Origin of the sequence: Symmachiella macrocystis (assembly GCF_007860075.1) — a bacterium.
GTDB lineage: Bacteria > Planctomycetota > Planctomycetia > Planctomycetales > Planctomycetaceae > Symmachiella > Symmachiella macrocystis.
Genome location: NZ_SJPP01000001.1, coordinates 4,038,793 through 4,058,050, shown reverse-complemented (window position 1 = coordinate 4,058,050; position 19,258 = coordinate 4,038,793). Strand labels below are relative to the sequence as shown.

The 19,258-nt window shown below is 55.6% G+C and carries 12 protein-coding genes and 1 tRNA gene; 7 read left to right on the top strand and 6 right to left on the bottom strand.

Features of this window, described 5'->3' with window-relative positions:
* Positions 1–18: 18 nt before the first annotated feature.
* Positions 19–1,560 (top strand): sodium:solute symporter family transporter, encoded by a 1,542-nt coding sequence (locus tag CA54_RS15735; protein ID WP_146371781.1) that lies wholly within the window; start codon positions 19–21, stop codon positions 1,558–1,560.
* Between the two features lie 43 nt (positions 1,561–1,603).
* On the top strand, positions 1,604–2,413 hold the full coding sequence (locus CA54_RS15730) for a phytanoyl-CoA dioxygenase family protein (RefSeq protein WP_146371780.1): 810 nt from the start codon (positions 1,604–1,606) through the stop codon (positions 2,411–2,413).
* 36 nt (positions 2,414–2,449) lie between these two features.
* On the opposite strand, the gene CA54_RS15725 is transcribed toward CA54_RS15730, so the two are convergent.
* From CA54_RS15725 to CA54_RS15715, 3 genes are all read right to left on the bottom strand, one after another.
* Complete coding sequence (locus CA54_RS15725) at positions 2,450–3,151, bottom strand: SGNH/GDSL hydrolase family protein (protein WP_146371779.1); 702 nt, start codon at positions 3,149–3,151, stop codon at positions 2,450–2,452.
* Positions 3,152–3,253: 102 nt separating this feature from the next.
* Entirely contained in the window at positions 3,254–3,865 is a 612-nt protein-coding gene (gene cysC / locus CA54_RS15720; protein ID WP_146371778.1) for an adenylyl-sulfate kinase, read from the bottom strand.
* Between the two features lie 190 nt (positions 3,866–4,055).
* Entirely contained in the window at positions 4,056–5,378 is a 1,323-nt protein-coding gene (locus CA54_RS15715; protein ID WP_146371777.1) for an Nramp family divalent metal transporter, read from the bottom strand.
* A 202-nt stretch (positions 5,379–5,580) separates the two neighbouring features.
* Here CA54_RS15715 and CA54_RS15710 point away from each other — a divergent pair.
* The 5 genes from CA54_RS15710 (at position 5,581) to CA54_RS15690 (ending at position 13,397) form a co-directional block, all read left to right on the top strand.
* Positions 5,581–5,654: transfer RNA gene (locus CA54_RS15710), tRNA-Arg, on the top strand.
* Between the two features lie 607 nt (positions 5,655–6,261).
* Entirely contained in the window at positions 6,262–8,934 is a 2,673-nt protein-coding gene (locus tag CA54_RS15705) for an MGH1-like glycoside hydrolase domain-containing protein (RefSeq protein WP_146371776.1), read from the top strand.
* A complete protein-coding gene (glgX, locus tag CA54_RS15700; protein WP_146371775.1) occupies positions 8,921–10,978 on the top strand; it encodes a glycogen debranching protein GlgX in 2,058 nt (685 codons plus the stop codon). Before CA54_RS15705 ends, glgX begins: the two co-directional genes overlap by 14 nt.
* A 21-nt stretch (positions 10,979–10,999) precedes the next feature.
* Complete coding sequence (locus CA54_RS15695; RefSeq protein ID WP_146371774.1) at positions 11,000–12,547, top strand: GMC oxidoreductase; 1,548 nt, start codon at positions 11,000–11,002, stop codon at positions 12,545–12,547.
* 82 nt (positions 12,548–12,629) lie between these two features.
* Positions 12,630–13,397, top strand: a complete 768-nt coding sequence (locus CA54_RS15690; RefSeq protein WP_146371773.1) for an SDR family NAD(P)-dependent oxidoreductase — start codon at positions 12,630–12,632, stop codon at positions 13,395–13,397.
* Positions 13,398–13,440: 43 nt separating this feature from the next.
* Here the strand turns inward: CA54_RS15690 and CA54_RS15685 are convergent, their stop codons facing one another.
* From CA54_RS15685 to CA54_RS15675, 3 genes are all read right to left on the bottom strand, one after another.
* Positions 13,441–15,150: a DUF4340 domain-containing protein gene (locus CA54_RS15685; protein WP_146371772.1), complete on the bottom strand. Its 1,710-nt coding sequence runs from the start codon at positions 15,148–15,150 to the stop codon at positions 13,441–13,443.
* A 109-nt stretch (positions 15,151–15,259) separates the two neighbouring features.
* A complete protein-coding gene (locus CA54_RS15680) occupies positions 15,260–17,947 on the bottom strand; it encodes a Gldg family protein (protein ID WP_146371771.1) in 2,688 nt (895 codons plus the stop codon).
* 158 nt (positions 17,948–18,105) lie between these two features.
* Complete coding sequence (locus CA54_RS15675; protein WP_146371770.1) at positions 18,106–18,840, bottom strand: ABC transporter ATP-binding protein; 735 nt, start codon at positions 18,838–18,840, stop codon at positions 18,106–18,108.
* Positions 18,841–19,258: the final 418 nt, after the last annotated feature.

The following is a 19,258-nucleotide window of genomic DNA, read 5'->3' as shown; positions in this document are numbered from 1 at the left end:
AACGTTCACGGAGAGTCTATGACCGGCGGCCTGCACTGGATCGACGGAGTCGTTGTCGCGAGTTACATCGCGTTGGTGCTCTGGCTGGGGTGGTACTACAGCCGCCGACAAACCGATACCGGAGACTACTTCACCGGCAATCACGCCATGCCGCCGTTGCTGATCGGCATTTCCCTCTTCGCGACACTGTTCAGCACGATTAGTTTTCTCTCCACCCCGGGCGAACTGATCAACAAAGGCCCCGTCATTTTGACCGGCATGCTGGCGATACCGCTCTCCTATATTATCGTCGGCTATCTGCTCATTCCCGTCTATATGCGGCAACGCGTCACCAGCGCTTATGAGCTGTTGGAAACGCGACTGGGCCTGCCGGCGCGGATGTTGGGAGCCGTAATGTTCGTGCTCTTGCGGCTGTCTTGGATGTCGATGTTGATCTACCTCGCCTCCAAAGCCGTACTGGAAATGTTGGACCTGTCGCATGACCAACTCCAAGTCGTGGCCGCCGCCACTGGTGCGATTGCCATTATCTACGCCTCGATGGGAGGTCTACGAGCGGTCGTGATTACCGACCTTCTGCAATTTCTGCTCCTGTTTGGTGGAGCAGTGTTGGTGATCGTGATGGCCACGGTCAAGATTGGCGGCACCGACTGGTTTCCCACCTCGTGGAATCCCGCTTGGGACACGCAGCCACTGTTCAGTTGGGATCCGTATGTGCGGGTCACTGTGTTCGGCACAATTTTGCATGGCGTGTTGTGGTGGGTCTGTACAGCGGGAGGAGACCAAACGGCGATTCAACGGTTCATGGCCACCCGCGATGCCAGCGCGGCCCGTCGTTCATTTTTAGTCAATTCGATTGCCGGAGCGGCCGTCAGCATCGTGTTGGCGCTTGTGGGATTTTCGTTGCTGGGCTTTTATCAAGAATTTCCAGCGGAACTTCCTGAGGGGAGAACGATCGCCGCCGATGCCGATATTCTGTTCCCGCGCTTCATCTCTCACGAACTGCCGGTGGGACTGTCCGGTTTGGTCGTGTGCGGAATGTTCGCCGCGGCGATGTCGAGTATCGATTCCGGCGTGAACTCGATCAGTGCGGTGGTGATGACCGATTTCATCGATCGTTTCCGCCGTCATCCCGTTTCAGAAGAACATCGTTTGCGAATCGCGCGCTGGCTGGCCTTTGGGATCGGTGTCGCTGTGGTCATGGCCAGTGCGCACCTGGATCATGTACCCGGCAATTTTTTAGAAAAGACAAAGCGCACGATCGGGTTGTTCGTTGCGCCGATGTTTTCGCTGTTTTTCATGGCGGTCTTTGTTCGCTTCGCCACCGCCTGGGGTGCGATTGTTGGGGCTGCGTGCGGATTTTTAGCTGCGGCAATTGTGGCGTATTGGAACTTTGGTGTCGATTATTTCAGCCAACTCTCCGCAGCGCCGGATACCTCCGTGATTGCATCCGAACCGATTAGCTATCAATGGATTTTTCCCGTTTCACTCGCGGCGTCCATTGTGTGCGGTTGCATTGCCAGCGTGTTGATTCGCCTATTCCGCCACGACATCGCCAGCTGACCTTTGGTTCGGAGCGCAACTTCTCAGGGTTTGGACAACGACTATGGACAACAATTCGTTATTGCGGACGTTTCGAACGAGCGGGTTTTGTGTGATCGACAATGTGATCCCCAATGACCGCTGCGACGAAATTCGTAGTCGTATCGAAGCGACGGTCAAGCGCGAATGCGGCCAATATGAGTCGCCTCAGGGTGTCGATTTTGTTCCGGGTTTGATCAACCACGATCAATCGTTCGCCCCCTATTTAGCTGAACCACGGTTATTGGAATTCGTGCAGCAGGTGCTCGGCGAGCAGGTGCGAATTTCGTTCACCTCGGCCATTATCAATCAGCCGGGAAACGTTCGCGGCAAATGGCACGCCGACTGGCCGTTCAACCAGAACAACGCCGGGCATGTCCAGGCGCCTTATGGCGATGCGGTGCTACACCTGACCACATTGTGGATGCTCTCACCCTTTGATGCCGGCAACGGCGGCACCTTGGTTGTTCCCGGCAGCCATCGTATTTCCACCAATCCCACCGACCCTGCTTGCGGTGTCGAGAGCGAAGCGCCGCACCCCCAAGAGGTCCATGTCGCCGGCGCCGCCGGCAGCGTGTTGGTTTTCGATAGCCGCTTGTGGCACACCACCGCACCGAACAGTGCCTCGAATGCGCGCGTCGCGCTAGCGGTCCGCTACGCCCCCTGGTGGTTGAATCTTGAAGTCTTGCGTCCTGAATCCGACCTGCGAAAACAAATGGTCACCGAGCCTGGAGCCAGCGAAAACCTCGTCCCCTCCGTCGATCCCGCGGTCTACAAAAAACTACCCGCCAACGTCCAACCACTCTACCGCCATTGGATCCGACCGCAGCCGTAGGTCATGCTGTGCATGACCTACGGCTGCGCTGACGTATCACTTGTCCGCTGGCAATGTCGTCAAGATGACCGGCACAATGGCTTGATTCAGGTGGCGGTGCCCTTCCGGGTTGGGATGGCACTGGTCGGTTGTCCAATCGCCGATGGTTGTGCCGGCGGTTTCGGCGTCGGTCCAGATTTGAAAATGATCCACGAGCGGAACCTCCATTTTCTTGGCGACTTTGCGGCAGGCTGCCACGTATTTTTCGAGGCGTAAATTCGGATGTTCGCCCACACCGTTCGGTCCGGCTGTTTTGCCCCATCGTGGTTCAGTCATCAAGACCGGTTGGATTCCCGCCTTGCGGAGTCGTTTGACGATCTGCATGAGGTTTTCGCGATACTCGTCGACAGTAATCCGCGATTGCGTCTTGCCCTTGTCGACGTAACTGTCATTCGTCCCGTACATCACGGTGACAATCCCCGGCTTGAGAGCAATGATTTTGTCCAACCGCTTCAGCGCCTGGTCAGTCCGTTCACCGCCGATGCCGACATTGGTAACTTCGACGTCGCGTCCCTGCTCTTGCAGCACAGCTTGCAGCAAGGCGGCGAATGTCTCTTGCTGCTTCACACCGGTGCGAACGCCTTTGGTGATCGAATCCCCCAATGTCACAATCCGCGCGGTCGGCTCAGCAGCGATCACTGTGCCGCCTAGCAGTGAGAGCACGACCAATCCCGTTAGACCCAACATCACTCGCCGCATGAGACGTCCCCTTGTCGCAATGAACTAAACCGAATCCCAAAAAACAACACCCGCTCGACCAACGGCCCAGCGGGTGTGTGCATTGTCACTATACCGTTTCGACTACAGGCTGAGGATACCGCTTTTCTCGAGATAGGCGATCACTTCGTCGGCCAATTCGTCGATTCCTTTTTTGTCGGAATCCAGCACCAACTCCGGTTTTTCCGGGGCTTCGTACGGATCGTCGATCCCGGTGAAGCCCTTGATTTCGCCGGCGCGGGCTTTTTTATACAACCCTTTGGGGTCACGGGCTTCGCAGGTTTCCAGCGGAGCATCGACCAGAATTTCGATGAAGTGTCCTTCGGGCAGCAACGCGCGAACAGCATCGCGGTCGGCGAGGTACGGCGAAATGAAGGCGGTCGTGGTGATTGTGCCTGATTCGCAGAACAATTTCGCCACTTCACCGATGCGGCGAATGTTTTCGGCACGGTCTTCGGCGGAGAAACCGAGATTTTTGTTCAGTCCCATCCGCACATTGTCACCATCCAACACAAACGTCCGTTTGCCGGCCGCGTGTAATTTGTGGTCGACCGTGTTGGCCACGGTGCTTTTCCCGCTACCGCTGAGTCCCGTGAACCACAACACCGCGCCTTTGTGCCCGCTGAGTTGGCAGCGTTCTTCCGGTGTGACTGAGTGCTCGTGCCAGTGAACATTTGTTGCTTTTTGTTCTGCCATCCGTCCATTGCTCCTTAAAGTTTCTCGTACGTTTTTTGCTTGTTTTGAATCGCGAGGCCCATACTAGGGAAACCGGGCGACGGTGAAAAGGGAATCTGCCCGTTTCCCGCGCATTCGGGCTGGAAACCAATCCGAGTCGGAATGTGACTCTGTTGGGCCCAGCAACAATTCCACCCGCCCCGCCTACAATTCAGGTGCGTTCCAACAATGACTGCACGGCCTCGAAAACCGATTTGACTGATCCCACCGTGGCAAATAGTGCGAGGAAGAAAACCAACCCCATAATTCCGTTTTCCCACCAGCGATTGCGATATTTCTCGCCAATAAACCGGCGACGAGCGGTGATCATCCACAGCCCCCCGGCAAGTATCGGGATCAGCACCACCTGAAAGCTATTCGTGATCAAAGTCAATTGCACAAAGTCCGGCATTCCCGGCATGGTCCAAACCAATGGTGACACCAGGATCCAGACCACGACGGCACGATACAGTGGATGCGTCCGGTAATCTCCCTGCAATGGACCGTTGCCCGCCTGCCAGCGCAAATAGCCATGACTGGCAATCATCCCCAATCCGACCGCATGTCCCACCAGCGAGGTAAATACGGCGGCGAAGACCCCCAGATGAAACAGCAACCGCCCGCCGCTGCCCAACACCTTGCTCAGCAGCGTCGACAAATCCTCCAAGGTCGTAATGTGAGCGCCCGTGCCGTAAATCAGCTCCGCTCCGACCGTCCAGATGGCCAAATCGAGCACTATCATGACAATAACTGCCAATAAGAAGTCGTATATTTGCAGCCGGCGATAGCGGGGCCCCTTCCAGCCTTTCTGGTCCAGAAAATAGGGATACGCCAAATTCATCAACGAACCGCCGATGGCTCCCAGCATGCCGATGGCGATCAATAAGGAATCAAATTCTCCCTTTTGCTCAGGAAGCTTGAATTCAAACACACCTTCGAGAATTCCGCTAGGACTGGGACCAACCCACGCCGCCAGCCCGATCAACGAGACGGCCAACAGAGCCAGCATGACCTTGAAGACGATTTCCAAGTATCCATAAACCGGCCAAAACACGATCGCCAAAGCGACCAAGCACCACAGCGTCGCCCATTGCCAAGTCTCGCCGAATCCCGCAATCGCCACGCAACTTTCGCCGATGCCCACAGACATATAGGACCCGTAAATGTGGCCCATCACGATAGCCACCACCATCAAAAACGGGGCGTACCAGGGATGCAGCCGGGCCAAGCCGTCCAGCACTCCTTCACCATGCTGATTGCAGAGTTGGTATTTGGCGATCAACGACACAAACAGATACCGCATGATCAGGGCCACGGCGATGATCCACATCAGCGCATAGCCGTAGTTCCCCCCGGAGATACCGCACTCAACGATGTCCCCCGCTCCCAGCCAGGTCAAGACAACAATAATCCCCGGCCCCATCGAGCGGAGATATTGCCGGAACGTCGACGGTAGCGGCGGCCCCACATCGACTTCCTTTAATTCATGCGACATATCAGCTCTCCCGACAGCCAGGGTTTGCAATACGCTCTATTCAAGGCCCGCAACGAAGCCGCGAACGTATCACAAGCGATCCTGCAGCCGCAAGCGCCTCTCCAAGGTGCTAAGCAGGATCGGCGCATGCCCCACATGCCACGAAGTCATTGACGAAGCAGAATCCCCAGGTTAAACTCCGTGTCGTTCCCCCCCAAAAACTGCCCCCGTAGCTCAACTGGATAGAGCGTCGGCCTCCGAAGCCGAAGGTTAGTGGTTCGAATCCACTCGGGGGTACTAATCAGCCCTTATTTTGCAAGGGCTGATTTCATTTCACACGGATGCGGGACTTCTCAGGAGACCCCTGCTTACCTTGCCATCTCACCTCGATTGCCCCGTAATCGTGTCTGGCAACGTCGTTCGATCGGCGACCGCACGATGGCATGGCTTCATCTCTTTGCGTCAGCCCGCTCAATAGCGCATTCGTCTACACGATTCACGCACAACTCAGCACGCTGCCGTTGCGTGAAAGCCATAGCAGCTATTGATTGCGCCCTCCATTGAATCGGACTAGTACGCAATGGAACAATCGCCCACATCGGTTGTCGAGCAGGCTTGCGATGCCCCTTTTTCTAACGCTTCGCTAACTCGAAAACTGGGGGTGGTTCAAAGCATTGCAGGGAAAGATTTTGTACAATCAGCAAACTGATTTGCAGCGGCACCGGTTGGAGAGCAGAGACGATGCCCTGTAGACGATAACATGCAGCAGTGCCTGATGCAGCAGTGCCTGAAGCCGGATTAATCTGCGGCAGGGCGGGCCGCTGATTTGATGTCCGGTCAAGTCGGTTAAAGCGGTCAGGAAAAAACGACTCGCATTCCTTTCGACAGAAAGCAAACTCGCAAGATGTCCAAGAATCCGGAACTCGATCGACTTGCCGACCACGATGCCGGAACGGTCGATTGGAAGCGATGGGGAACGTACCTAAGTGATCGAGCCTGGGGCACAGTCCGTGAAGATTACAGCGCCGACGGCGATGCGTGGAATTATTTCCCCCACGATCATGCCCGCAGTCGCGTCTACCGCTGGAACGAAGACGGCATCGGCGGGTTTTGCGATCAGAAACAACACCTGTGCCTCGCCGTGGGATTGTGGAACGAAAAAGATCCCATCTTGAAGGAGCGGATGTTTGGCCTGAGCAACCTGCAAGGAAACCACGGCGAAGACGTGAAGGAGTACTACTTCTTTCTAGACGGCACGCCGACGCACTCCTACATGAAGATGCTCTACAAATACCCGCAGGTGGAGTATCCCTACGAAGAACTGGTCGAGGTCAACGGCAATAGAGACCAGTCACAACAGGAGTACGAACTGTTTGATGCACTGCACGATGAATTCCTGGCCAATCGCTATTTCGACGTGTTCATCGAATATGCCAAGGCGGGGCCTGAGGATATTCTCTGCCGTATCACCGCCGTGAATCGCGGACACGATGCAGCGCCGATTCATATCCTGCCACACCTGTGGTATCGCAACACTTGGTCCTGGGAAACGGATCAAACGCGCCCGGCGATTCAGCAAGTGGCGCCCGGCGTGGCCACGACCACACATCCGGAATTCGCGACCCGCTCCTGGCAGATACGCGCCTCCGATGGTCGGTCGGTCGATCTGTTGTTCACCGAAAACGAAACCAATTTTAGCCGCATCGATAAATCCAAAAATCTCTCACGGTACGTCAAAGACGGATTTCACAATGCCGTCATCAACAACGACAGCAGCGCCATCAATCGTGAGCGCGGCAGCAAAATGACCGGGCATGCCCATGCGATGATTCCGCCCGGCGAGGAATTTGTCGTCGAACTCCGCTTTGCACCGGAGTCATCGGCGGACCCCTTTGAGGATTTCGACGCCGTGTTCGCCGCTCGAATCGCCGATGCGGATGAATTCTACGAGGCAATGCGACCGCCGACACTGTCTGACGATTCCCAGCTCGTAGCGCGACAAGCCTTTGGCAGTTTGCTCTGGTCTAAACAGTACTACCATTTTGATGTGTACCGTTGGTTAAAAGGGGATCCCACGCAGCCAACGCCCCCCGAATCACGCTGGAAGGGCCGTAACTGGCGGTGGAAGCAACTGCACAACGCCGATGTGATTTTGATGCCCGATGCCTGGGAATATCCTTGGTACGCCTCCTGGGATTTGGCGTTTCATTGCATCGCCATTTCGCACATCGATCCCGCATTTGCCAAACAGCAACTGTTGATGATGGGCTACGAGTGGTACCAGCACGCCAACGGTCAGTATCCGGCGTACGAATGGAACTTCGACGATGTCAATCCGCCTGTGCTTTGCTGGGCGGCGTGGCGGGTCTATCAGATTGAATTGGAGCAAAAAGGAACCGGCGATACAAAGTTTTTAAAGCAGATGTTCCAGAACGGCATGTTGAATTTCAGCTATTGGGTGAATCGCAAAGACGACAGCGGGCGGGACATTTTTGGCGGTGGGTTTTTGGGAATGGACAACATTGGTTGTTTCGACCGCGACAAACCGCTGCCCGATGGGGGAACGCTGGAACAGAGTGATGGAACGAGTTGGATGGCCCTCTACTGTGCGACCATGCTCAACATCGCATCCGAGTTGGCTGTCGAAGAACCGCTCTATCAAAACATGGCGGTCAAGTACTTCGAGCACTTCCTTAACATCGCCCATGCCATGACCAACATGGATGGCGCAGGAATCAATCTGTGGGATGCCGAGGACGAATTCTTTTACGATGTGATTTCCTTGCCCAGTGGAGAATCGATTCCGGTCAAAATTCACTCAATGGTCGGTTTAGTGCCCTTGTTCGCCGTCTTTGTCGAGTCAGCGGAACGCGAGCAGGGAAAGGGATTGGAGAAGTTTAACGAAGCGGCAAAATGGTTTATTGGCAACCGGCCCGACCTATTAAAAAATGTGGCACCGGTGAAGGAGCCTGGCCAAAACGGAGCGCATATCCTGGCCATATTGTCCACGGATCGACTCACGGCGGTGTTGCGGCGGATGCTCGATCCCGAGGAGTTCTTGTCCGACTACGGAATACGGTCCGTCTCCCGCTATCATTTAGAGCATCCTTACGAGTTCGATGCCGGCGGGCAGAAGTTTGAGGTCAAGTATACTCCGGCCGAGTCCGATAGTCGTTTATTCGGCGGCAATTCCAACTGGCGGGGCCCGATTTGGTTTCCGGTGAATTACACCATCGTCCGTTCGCTCCACGAGTTTTCACGTTATTACGGTGACAGCTACAAAGTCGAATGCCCCACCGGTTCCGGTGTCTGGATGAGCCTCGACGAAGTCGCCGGCGAACTGGCACAGCGGTTATGCAACATTTTTCTGCGCGACGCAGCGCAAGACGGACGTCGGGCAGTGTTTGGCGACAACGACTATTTTCAAACGGATCCCCACTGGCGGGACTACGTCCATTTTTCAGAATACTTCAACGGCGACACGGGTGCCGGCGTCGGTGCGAGCCATCAAACCGGTTGGACGGCCCTAGTGGTTTCGTTGCTTTATGAATATTGGAAACAACATGAGCGTGGTTGAGACGATGGCCGGTCGCTCATCACCGATCGGTGCCACCGTTGAGAACGGTGGGGTGAATTTTTGCATCTACTCCAAACATGCCACGGGCGTCGACCTGTTGTTGTTCGACAAGGCAAACGACGCGCGTCCCGCGCAGACAATCACGCTCGATTCCGCATCGAATAAGACCTACCATTACTGGCATGTCTTTGTGTCGGGAATCGGAGCGGGACAACTGTACGGATACAAGGTCTCCGGCCCCGACGATCCGGACGCGGGGCTACGGTTTGATAGGACAAAGCTGCTCGTCGACCCCTATGCGCTGGCGACGGCCAATACCGAAAACTACGACCGCGCCCGAGCCGCCACTGCGGGAGAGAATCTGGCCGTCGCTATCAAGAGTGTGGTCGTCGATCCAGCGGATTACGATTGGGAGGGGGACGAGCCGCTCAACCGACCGTTCGTTGATGAAGCGATCTATGAGTTGCATGTCGCGGGTTTTACGCAGAATCCCAACTCCGGCGTTGCTACAAAGCAGCGGGGAACCTTTGCGGGGCTGATCGAGAAGATTCCCTATCTCGTGGAACTGGGCATCAAGACGGTCGAGTTGATGCCGGTTCAACAATTCGACCCGCAGGCCTCCCCGACCGGCACTAACTATTGGGGCTACCAGCCATTGGCTTGGTTTGCTCCGCACCAAGCATATAGTTCGCAGCCCGGTGTGCTGGCAGCGGTCACGGAATTTCGCGATCTCGTCAAAGCGCTGCATCGTGCCGGTATCGAAGTCATACTCGATGTGGTGTTCAATCATACGGCCGAAGGAAATACGAGCGGACCAACGTTGTCATTGCGCGGCATCGATAATCCCACGTATTACATTCTCGATTCCGCCAACCCCGCGAACTACGTCGATGATACAGGCTGCGGAAATACCGTGAGCGGCAACAAATCGGTCGTGCGTCGAATGATTCTCGATTGCCTGCGGTATTGGGTCGAGCACATGCATGTCGACGGGTTTCGCTTTGATTTGGCGGCAAGCCTTTCCCGCGGCGAGGATGGCGAGCCTTTGGCGCATCCACCGATTTTGCTCGATATTGAAGTCGATCCCATCTTGGCGGGGACAACCATCATTGCCGAAGCTTGGGATGCAGCCGGGTTGTATCAACTCGCTCATTTTGGAACCGACCGTTGGGCGGTCTGGAACGGCGCATTTCGCGACCACGTACGTCGCTTTCTCAAAGGTGACACGGGAACCGTCGACAAATTGGCCGATAACCTCGTCGCCAGCGCCAACTTGTTTCACGAGCCGGATCGTCTGCCCAACCGCAGTGTGAACTTCATCACGGCCCATGATGGATTTACGCTCAACGATTTGGTCAGCTATGAAGAGAAACACAACGAGGCCAATGGCGAGCAAAACCGCGATGGGTCGAACGATAATTTCAGTTGGAACTGCGGCGTCGAAGGCATCACCGACGATGCCACCATCGAAGCTTTACGGCAGCGGCAGATTAAGAATTTTCTGACAATTTTGTTCATGTCCGAAGGACGGCCGATGCTGGCCATGGGGGACGAAGTCCGACGCACGCAACAAGGCAACAACAACGCCTATTGCCAGGACAACGAAATCTCCTGGTTCGACTGGGAGGATGTCGACCGGCATGCCGACATCCGCAGATTTGCCGGCGGGTTACTTCATTTCCATCAAAACTTGGTGATTTTCCGGGATCACATATATTGGGGACACAACGGAAACAGTATGATTCGCTGGCACGGCGTGCGATTGGGAGAGCCTGATTGGAGCGAAGATTCGCACGCCATCGCCTACGAATTAACTCACGATGAGACCGGAGACCATGTGCATGTGATCCTCAATGCTTATTGGGAGCCGCTCGGCTTCCAGTTGCCTCCCACGGCGGCAGGACGTGAATGGCGGCGAGTGGTTGATACCGCGCTTGAGTCGCCGCAAGATTTTTGCGATCCGCCAGCCGTGCTTCCCAACGGCCAGTCACAGTACGCCTGTCAAGCGCGGTCGTCGGTCGTGTTAGTGAGTGTTACGGTTTAACCTGCGAGAAGGAGCGAACGCATGGCCGAGAACTACGATGTGATCATCATTGGCAGCGGCGCCGGAGGCGGTACCTTGGCCCGCCAACTTGCGCCCTCCGGTAAAAAGATTTTAATTTTGGAACGCGGCGGCTGGCTGAAACGCGAACCGAAAAACTGGTTGAGCGAAGAAGTCTTCGTCAAAAACCGCTATGTCTCCCCCGACATTTGGCACGATAAAAACGGCAAGCCGTTTCAACCGGGCGTGCACTATTTCGTCGGGGGCGCAACCAAAATGTATGGTGCTGCCCTCTATCGGTTGCGTGCCGAAGACTTCGGCGAGTTGCACCATCAGGACGGACTCTCCCCCGCATGGCCGATTCCTTATGAAGAATTAGAACCATACTACACCCAAGCCGAGCAGATGTATCAGGTGCATGGGGCCCGGGGCGAGGATCCGACCGAGCCGCCGGCGAGCGCACCGTATCCGCATCCCCCCGTGTCACATGAACCGCGCATCGCTCAACTAGCCGACGATCTGACCCAGGCTGGATATCGCCCGTTTCATTCCCCTTGCGGCATTATGCTTGATGAAACGCGGATGCCCTTTAGCCGCTGCGTCCGCTGCATGGATTGCGATGGCTTCCCTTGTCTGGTACACGCCAAAAGCGATGCCGAGGTGCTCGGCGTACGTCCGGCGCTGGAACATCCCAACGTCACCTTGCTCATCGATGCCATGGCTCTCAAGTTAGAAACCAACTCCGCCGGCACCGCCGTAACGGGCGTCGTCGTGGAGCATGCGGGCCAACAAGAGGTCTATCAAGCCGGCACGGTCGTCGTTTCCTGTGGAGCGGCCAACTCGGCAAAACTGCTGTTGATGTCGGCCAACGACAAACATCCTCGGGGCTTAGCGAACGGCTCCGACCAAGTCGGCCGGAACTATATGTTTCACAACAGCCAAGCTGTATTGGCCCTCTCCAAAGAACCCAACCCCACGGTCTACCAAAAGACATTGGGCTTGAACGACTTCTATTTAGGCATGGAAGGTTACGAATTCCCGATGGGGAATATTCAAATGGTGGGAAAATCACAGGCTCCGATGTTCCGCGGCGAAAAGCCGATTGAGACCGCCCTGGCGCCGCAGTGGACGCTGGAAATGGTCGCCAAGCATTCCGTCGATTTTTGGCTATCGACCGAAGACCTTCCACGGCCGGAAAACCGCGTGACTGTCGACGCCGCAGGAAATATCACGCTCAGCTACACTAAGACCAACCAACTCTCCGCGGAGACGTTGTATAAAAAACTCAAGTCGATGCTCAATAGCCTGGGCATGCACAATCATTTGATCCCGCGCAATCTGTATATGAAGAACGAGATCGACGTAGGGGGCGTGGCCCACCAAGCCGGCACATGCCGTTTCGGCAACGATCCTAAAACTTCGGTACTCGACGCCAATTGCAAAGCGCACGAACTCGAGAATCTGTATGTCGTCGACACCAGTTTCTTCCCGAGCATCGGCGCCGTAAACCCCGCGCTCACAGCTATGGCCAACGCGCTGCGCGTGGGGGAACATTTACTCCCGCAGCTTTGATTCACTTTAGCTAATGCCTTCTGACCAGCAGGACCTTTGGAAATTCAACAGACACCGACTCAAGGATAGGGGAACAAACAGTATGAGCTTAAAAGGTAAAGTCGCCATCGTCACCGGCGGCAACAGCGGCATCGGATTGGCGATCGTCCTAGAATTGGCCCAACAGGGGGCCAATATTGTGATCGATTACATCTCGCACCCCGAAGCAACCGAGGCGCTGGAAAAACAAGTGGTCGCCTTGGGCGATCAAGCCATTGGTGTCGACGCCGACGTCAGCAAAGTCGCCGATCTAGAGAGGCTAGTCGCTGCTGCGGTCAAGCAGTTTGGCCGGGTCGACATTATGGTCAATAACGCCGGTGTCGAGACCCGGACGTCAGTGCTGGACACAACCGAAGCCCAATACGAGAAGGTCCTGGAGATCAATCTCAAGAGCGCGTTCTTCGGCACGCAGATCGCCGCCAAGCAAATGATTGAGCAAGGAGAGGGTGGACGCATTATTAACATCACGTCTGTGCATGAAGATTGGCCCATGCCCGGCAATACGGCCTACTGCCTCGCCAAAGGGGGCATGCGGATGCTGACCCGAACCGCCGGCGTCGAATTGGCGCCGCACAACATTTGCGTCGTTGGCGTCGGACCAGGAGCGGTGGCCACGCCGATCAATCTGTCTACAATGACCGATCCGGCCCTTATGAAAAAACTGGACGATGCGATTCCACTTGGCCGCATGGCGCAGCCGGAAGAGATCGCCTCTGTCGTGGGCTTTCTTGCCGGCGATGGCGCCAGCTATGTGACAGCCACCACGGTGTTCGCCGACGGCGGCATCAAACAAAGCAGCCCTGGTTTGTAAGACCAGGGCTGATGTCTTGCCGGTGCTGACTGAAGGGCGCGGACTAATTCAACGGAGGCAGCCCACCGCCATTCAGCGGCGATTGGATGTTGCCTGCTTCACCAGCGGGCGCCTTGGGCTTCGTCAGTTCGTCCCGGTGGAGGCGGATTTTCTTGAAGTCCTCTTCGGAGATCACATAGTACCAATCAGCGAAGCGGCGGTTGAGTTCTTCCACCTCTTTGCGTCCCTCCTGGGCCTTCTTGTCATAAGCGGCCACGTCGGTTTTGTACTTTGCCAACGCCTGTTCGTACTCCGCTTGTGCTTTGGCGGCATCGGCGGCGGCCTGTTCAGCGGATTTCTCCGTCGGCTTTTCCGCCTCTTTGTCTTTCTCAGCGTCGGCGTCCGCATCGTCGGCCGGTGTGTCGTCCTCAGGTTTCGTATCCGCGGCATCCGAATCGGCCGGTTGATCGTCGTCTGCTGGAGCCTCCGGTTTATTGTCGTCTTCGTTTTCTGCCGGCGGTTTGTCATCCGCTTTTTCTTCAGCAGCAGGTTCCGCTGGTTTCTCCGGTTCAACCGGCTTGGGACCTAAAGCCGCTTCGTCGAAACGGGCAAAGGCAAACAAAAACCGCCCCTGCAATTTCTCTTCTTCGACTTCCGGCTTGTCATCGTTTGTCTCGTCAGCGGCCTCGCCCTTTTTCTCGCCGTCCGCTTTGGCTTGTTTGGCATCCTTTTCGAGACCCGCTTCGATCTCCAGATCCGATCCGGTGAAGATCTCGCCGAACCGCAGCACGTATTCCACCCCCTTGTTGGTGGTGACGACCAATTCCCCTTCGTTCGATTTCAGACCTTGCTCGGTGGGAAAAAATCCGCGGCTGATCAAGTCGTTGAATGCTTCCCGTGTGCGGGGTGCGGCATCCTTGCTCAACTTCAAGTCGTTGCTCAGTCCTTCGGGCTTAGGACGCACGCCAATGAGTTTCAACTCATCCATGGCCGAGATCATAGCCGTGACTTTCGCCACATCGAGTTCCTGTGTTTCGGCATCTAAGCCGGCCAGCGTCCAGGGATCGCTCGACTTCGCATGAGAAAGCTCGCTGGTTTCTCCTTCTTTCAACGTGCCGCTATTTTCGTCGATCGAATAATCGTGAATCACCACCGACGTCAGTTCATCGCGATTCATCTTCAACAAATCGGTTTCCACCCAATCGGAGAACTTCGTCGACAGGTCGACATCCATTTTGGCAATGTAGACGGCATTGGAGCCTTCTTTGCGAACGTAGTAATACCCGTCGCGGCCTTCGACTTGTTTGCCGATGATGAAATCGACCAACATGTTGCCGTCGGCGTCTTTGAGGATCAACCGGTCGCCGCGTCCCTTAAGTGTCGACGCTTCGTCGTCCAGCGGATCGACGACCCCCAGCGCTTCATGGCTCTCAGCCGATTGGCTTTGGAATCCGTCTCGCTTGATGCCAATCAGCGATGCCGCCGTATTGGCCAACCGCTCGGCGGCGTCGGCGGGATAATTGTTGTGGGAGGGAATCGACCAGACACCGTCTTTGTTTTCCACAATGAACTGCTGCCGGCGAGCCGTGTCTTCATTGAAGACCACAACCGATAGCGAGGTTGCCTTGGTGGAATCCTCAAAGTCGGGGTAAAACTCGCTGCCCAAGTTCATATCGGCCAAGGGGTCGTTGATTGTTGGCGCGGCAAATACCGCCACCAAGAGGGAAACGACGGCCACACCGACAAACGTTAAAGTTCGTAGGGTTTCGTTCATGTTCCAGCCTCGCAATTCCTAAATCTCGCGGCCTCAAAGCCGCACCGCAGATGTTGAAGTTGTATTCCGTCTGTTTCGTGTCGTCAGGCGATAAACGCCGTCGCCCGCTTTACGCATGTTTGCCGACGTCGCGCACCAGACGCTCCGGGACGATCGTGTTCCGTTCATTGGTGACGCGGATGCACAAAATAATGATGCCCAACACCAATGCGGGAATCGGCGGCAGGAGAATCGCCCACATTTTAATACGTCCCTCAATGGCCGAGATTTCGCGTTCCGTTTCCCGTTTTTCCTGACGGACCTTCTTTTCCTTGGCACTTTCGATATTGACCTTATCCACGTCCAATCGTTGTTGCAGCGATCGCTGCGTCATTTGAATGCGGATTTGCTTGTCTTGCGCGTCGAGCGACGGGTCATTGCGAATTTTTTCGACCGCTTCGGTCAATTGGGCATTAGCAGCTGCCAATTCCTCGTCCGCTTTTTCGTTGGCGGCCTCGGTTTCCTTTTGAAGCTCTTCTACAAACGTTTGCGTCCGCGCTTCAACGGTCGTCAAAGTCCGGTGTTCGGCGCGGCGTTTTCGCAGCGGAATAAACTCTTTGTCCCCGGCCAATTCGTCGACCGCATTCAGTACGAACGTCACGTTGTCCAAATTCAAATCGTACATCTGCCGATCACGAATTTGGAAGAACATGTTGGAGATGATGTCCATGTCGGCAATGAAGACCACGTTCAGACCTGCTCCCACATCCGAGGTGATCCGTGCAGCCAGATAATAGTCCGTATTGTCGTCGACGACCCGTTTCGGGTTCGGCAGCATCTGCGGGCCGAACAACGGGTGGTTGCTGATCAATTGGTCGAATGGCAACACACCGGTCGACGATCGAGCGGAGCGGATGAGGGGAATAAACTTGGCTTGGCTCCCCTCGCGCGGCCGGATGGAACCGGGCCACAACAACAGTGTTTCCTGCAATCCCTTGCTCACTTGGCTTTCTTCACTGAAGGGCGCCAATTCTCCTTCAACATTCCGTTCGGTCACGAATACCAAATCGGGTTGCACGACGCTAGCAAACTGCGGGTGCGGATTGACCATGTCAAACACCGACTGCCCCTTGTCCCAGGCAATGCCCAATTCATTGAGCAGCAGGTTGATGTCTCCCTTGGGGGGCGCCGGTTGACGTTGGCCGAACATGCCGCCGCCGCCCGGACTCGGTTTGGGAAGCTGCGCCGCCAACTGCGGGTTGAATGCCGGCATCGGGTCGTCGAAGATCAAAGTCGGTTTGCCCGACTTCACATAGTCGACAAAGTTTTTCAACTGCGGCACCGTCAACGACGACGGCAGCGGGGCGATGAGGACATCAAAATCCCCCGTGATCGGGCCATCGGGCGAGACATCCACCACGTCATATTGCTTTTTCAATTCGGTCACGATCCGCCATTCGGGATCGCTGGAGAAGCTTTGCATATTCATGCCGCCGGCGATTTTGGCATCCGTTGTCAAAATGCCGACTTTGCGGCGATTCGTCTCGGTGACCGTGCCAATCGACCGCGTCAATTCGTATTCAATCGGTGTCCCCACGTCGAACCAGGGAATCACCACTTCGTCATCCACACCACCGGTGACGACCGCTCCTAAAAAGACGGAATCAGTAACGACCTTGCCCGCACGTTCGGTTTGTACTTCACGGGCGCTGATGCCGAACGTCCGCGCTTCGTCTGCTTCAGGTGAAAACTGTTCGGTATTGACGATCCGCACATCGAGTTGATCGCCGGCCGCTTGATCATATTGTCGTAACAATCCCAACAACGTCGTGCGGACCGGCACATATTCGCGCGGGACTTCCGGGCTGATGAACGCCTGAATCAAGATCCGGCGCTTTTCTGGCAGTTCAGACAGAACCTTTTTTGTCGTCGGCGAGATGCTGTAGAGCTGTTCCGAGGTCACATCTTCTCGGACGTTCCAATTGGCAAAGACCACATTGGCGCTGATCAAGATGACTGCCAAACAAATTGCCCGGGCGGCGAACTGCCAACCCATTTGCGTCCCTTTAGTGCCGCCGGCCCAATGTCGTCGAGCGGCCATCACCAGGTTCAAATACAGCATGAAAATGCAGATCGAAACAAAATACAGCAGGCCGCTCAAAGGGATCATGCCCAGCCCAAAATCGCGGAGTTGTTCCGATAAACCCATATTCTGAAACAGACGGCTTGCCGAAAGATGGCGGCCGAGGAAATCGGGCAGAATCGCGCCGATGCGGTCGCTGAATACCGGAATCGCGCACAGCACAGCCCCGATCACAAACGCCACCGGCGTGCTGCTGGTCAGTATCGAGGCGAACATGCCGGCCGACAATAAAGCGGCTCCCGCACACCAGTACCCCAAATAGTTGGCAAACAACTGTCCCACATCGGGATGCCCCAACATGAACAACACGACCACGTGCGACAGTGAAAATGCCAGCACCACGCTGTAGACAGCCAGCACGGACAGGTATTTGCCCAACACGATTTCCCCGTCGGAGGCGGGCAGCGTAAACAGCAACTCGTCGGTTCCGGTTTTGCGTTCATCCGCCCAAGCACTCATGGTGATCGCCGGCACGATGAACAGCAGCAACATCGGGAAATACTGGTTGAGTTGATCGAGGCTGGCGATGTTGTTGGCGAAGAATTGGTCGCTAAACGCCAATACCGATCCCAAGGCCACGAACACCACGATGAACAAATAGCCGATCACTCCTGAGAAGTAACTCAGGAAATTCCGCTTGAAGACAGCGAAGATGACATGCTTCCTCAAACTCATGAAACATTACCTCTGCCTGAATAGAGTCGATTTTTCGACAGTTTTATGCGTCGTCATTCCCGCGGCCGTTTTCGCTCAAATTCTATGTGAGCTGCTACCGAGGGATGTCGTGGTTGGATGCTGGGGTGTGGGGTATCGGCCGATGATTGCTGGTATCGTCAAGCCGCTGTGGTCGTCAATTCGCGGAACTTGGCCTCCATGTCGCCGCCGGCTGCCATCTCCGCCACGGTGCCGTCGAAGACAATCCGCCCGTTGAAGATAAACACCACGCGTCCCGCGACAGCTTCGACTTCCTGCAAAATGTGCGTCGATAGTAGAATGGTTTTGGTCTCGCTCAAACGGGTAATCAAATCGCGGACTTGGTGGATTTGGTTGGGATCCAGCCCGGCGGTCGGTTCGTCAAGAATGAGCACCTCCGGATCATGCAGTAGCGCCTGTGCCATGCCGACGCGCTGCCGATACCCTTTGGAGAGTTTACTAATCGCTTTACCGTAAACGCCTCCCAGGGCACATTGCTCCACAACGTAGTCCAGCCGGTCTTTCAATTGCTGCCGTTTCAACCCGCGGGCTTCTCCCATGTATTTCAGAAAGCTTTGCGGCGTCATTTCCGCATACAGCGGACCGTTTTCCGGCAGATACCCAATCATCTTGGCCGCCGCCATGCGTTCTTCGAGCACGTCGTGGCCGCCGATTTTCGCGGTGCCGTGTGTCGGCGCCAAAAAGCCGGTCAGGCACTTCATGGTTGTGGACTTCCCCGCCCCGTTGGGGCCGAGAAACGCCGCCACCTGACCGCGCGGTATCTGAAAGTTGACATCCGAAATTGCGGCAAACGGCCCATAAAACTTGCTCAGGCCGATCGCCTCAATCACTGCCGAATTCTCAGGTTTATTCATGATTTGTCGTTGCAACGCTAAAAGTCATGGTAAATGAAGGACTGTCGATCAACAGCGGCGCGGTGGATCATTGGCGGGTCACCCAGCAACGGCGTCCAGCCCCCCGTACGCAAACGTGTTCGTACGTAAACGTCATCGGACGCGAACGTCGTCAATCGTCTTTCGACGAATCGTATGAGCACAACACGCTACATTCCGCACCCCAAAGCGGCTCGTTCGGTGGACAAAAAATAGTCCCAGAGACGCAAATACGAATTGCTCGTAGCACAATCTTTACCGATCCAATTCTCCCCTGTCCAGTCAACTGCCGGGAAAACCGCGACCGCTCGTGTCGGGAACCTGGGATCGATTACTTGGTACAAGGCATTACGAATGGAACGCCACGAGTGTTGGCAGCCGTTTTTGATGAGAATTCGGA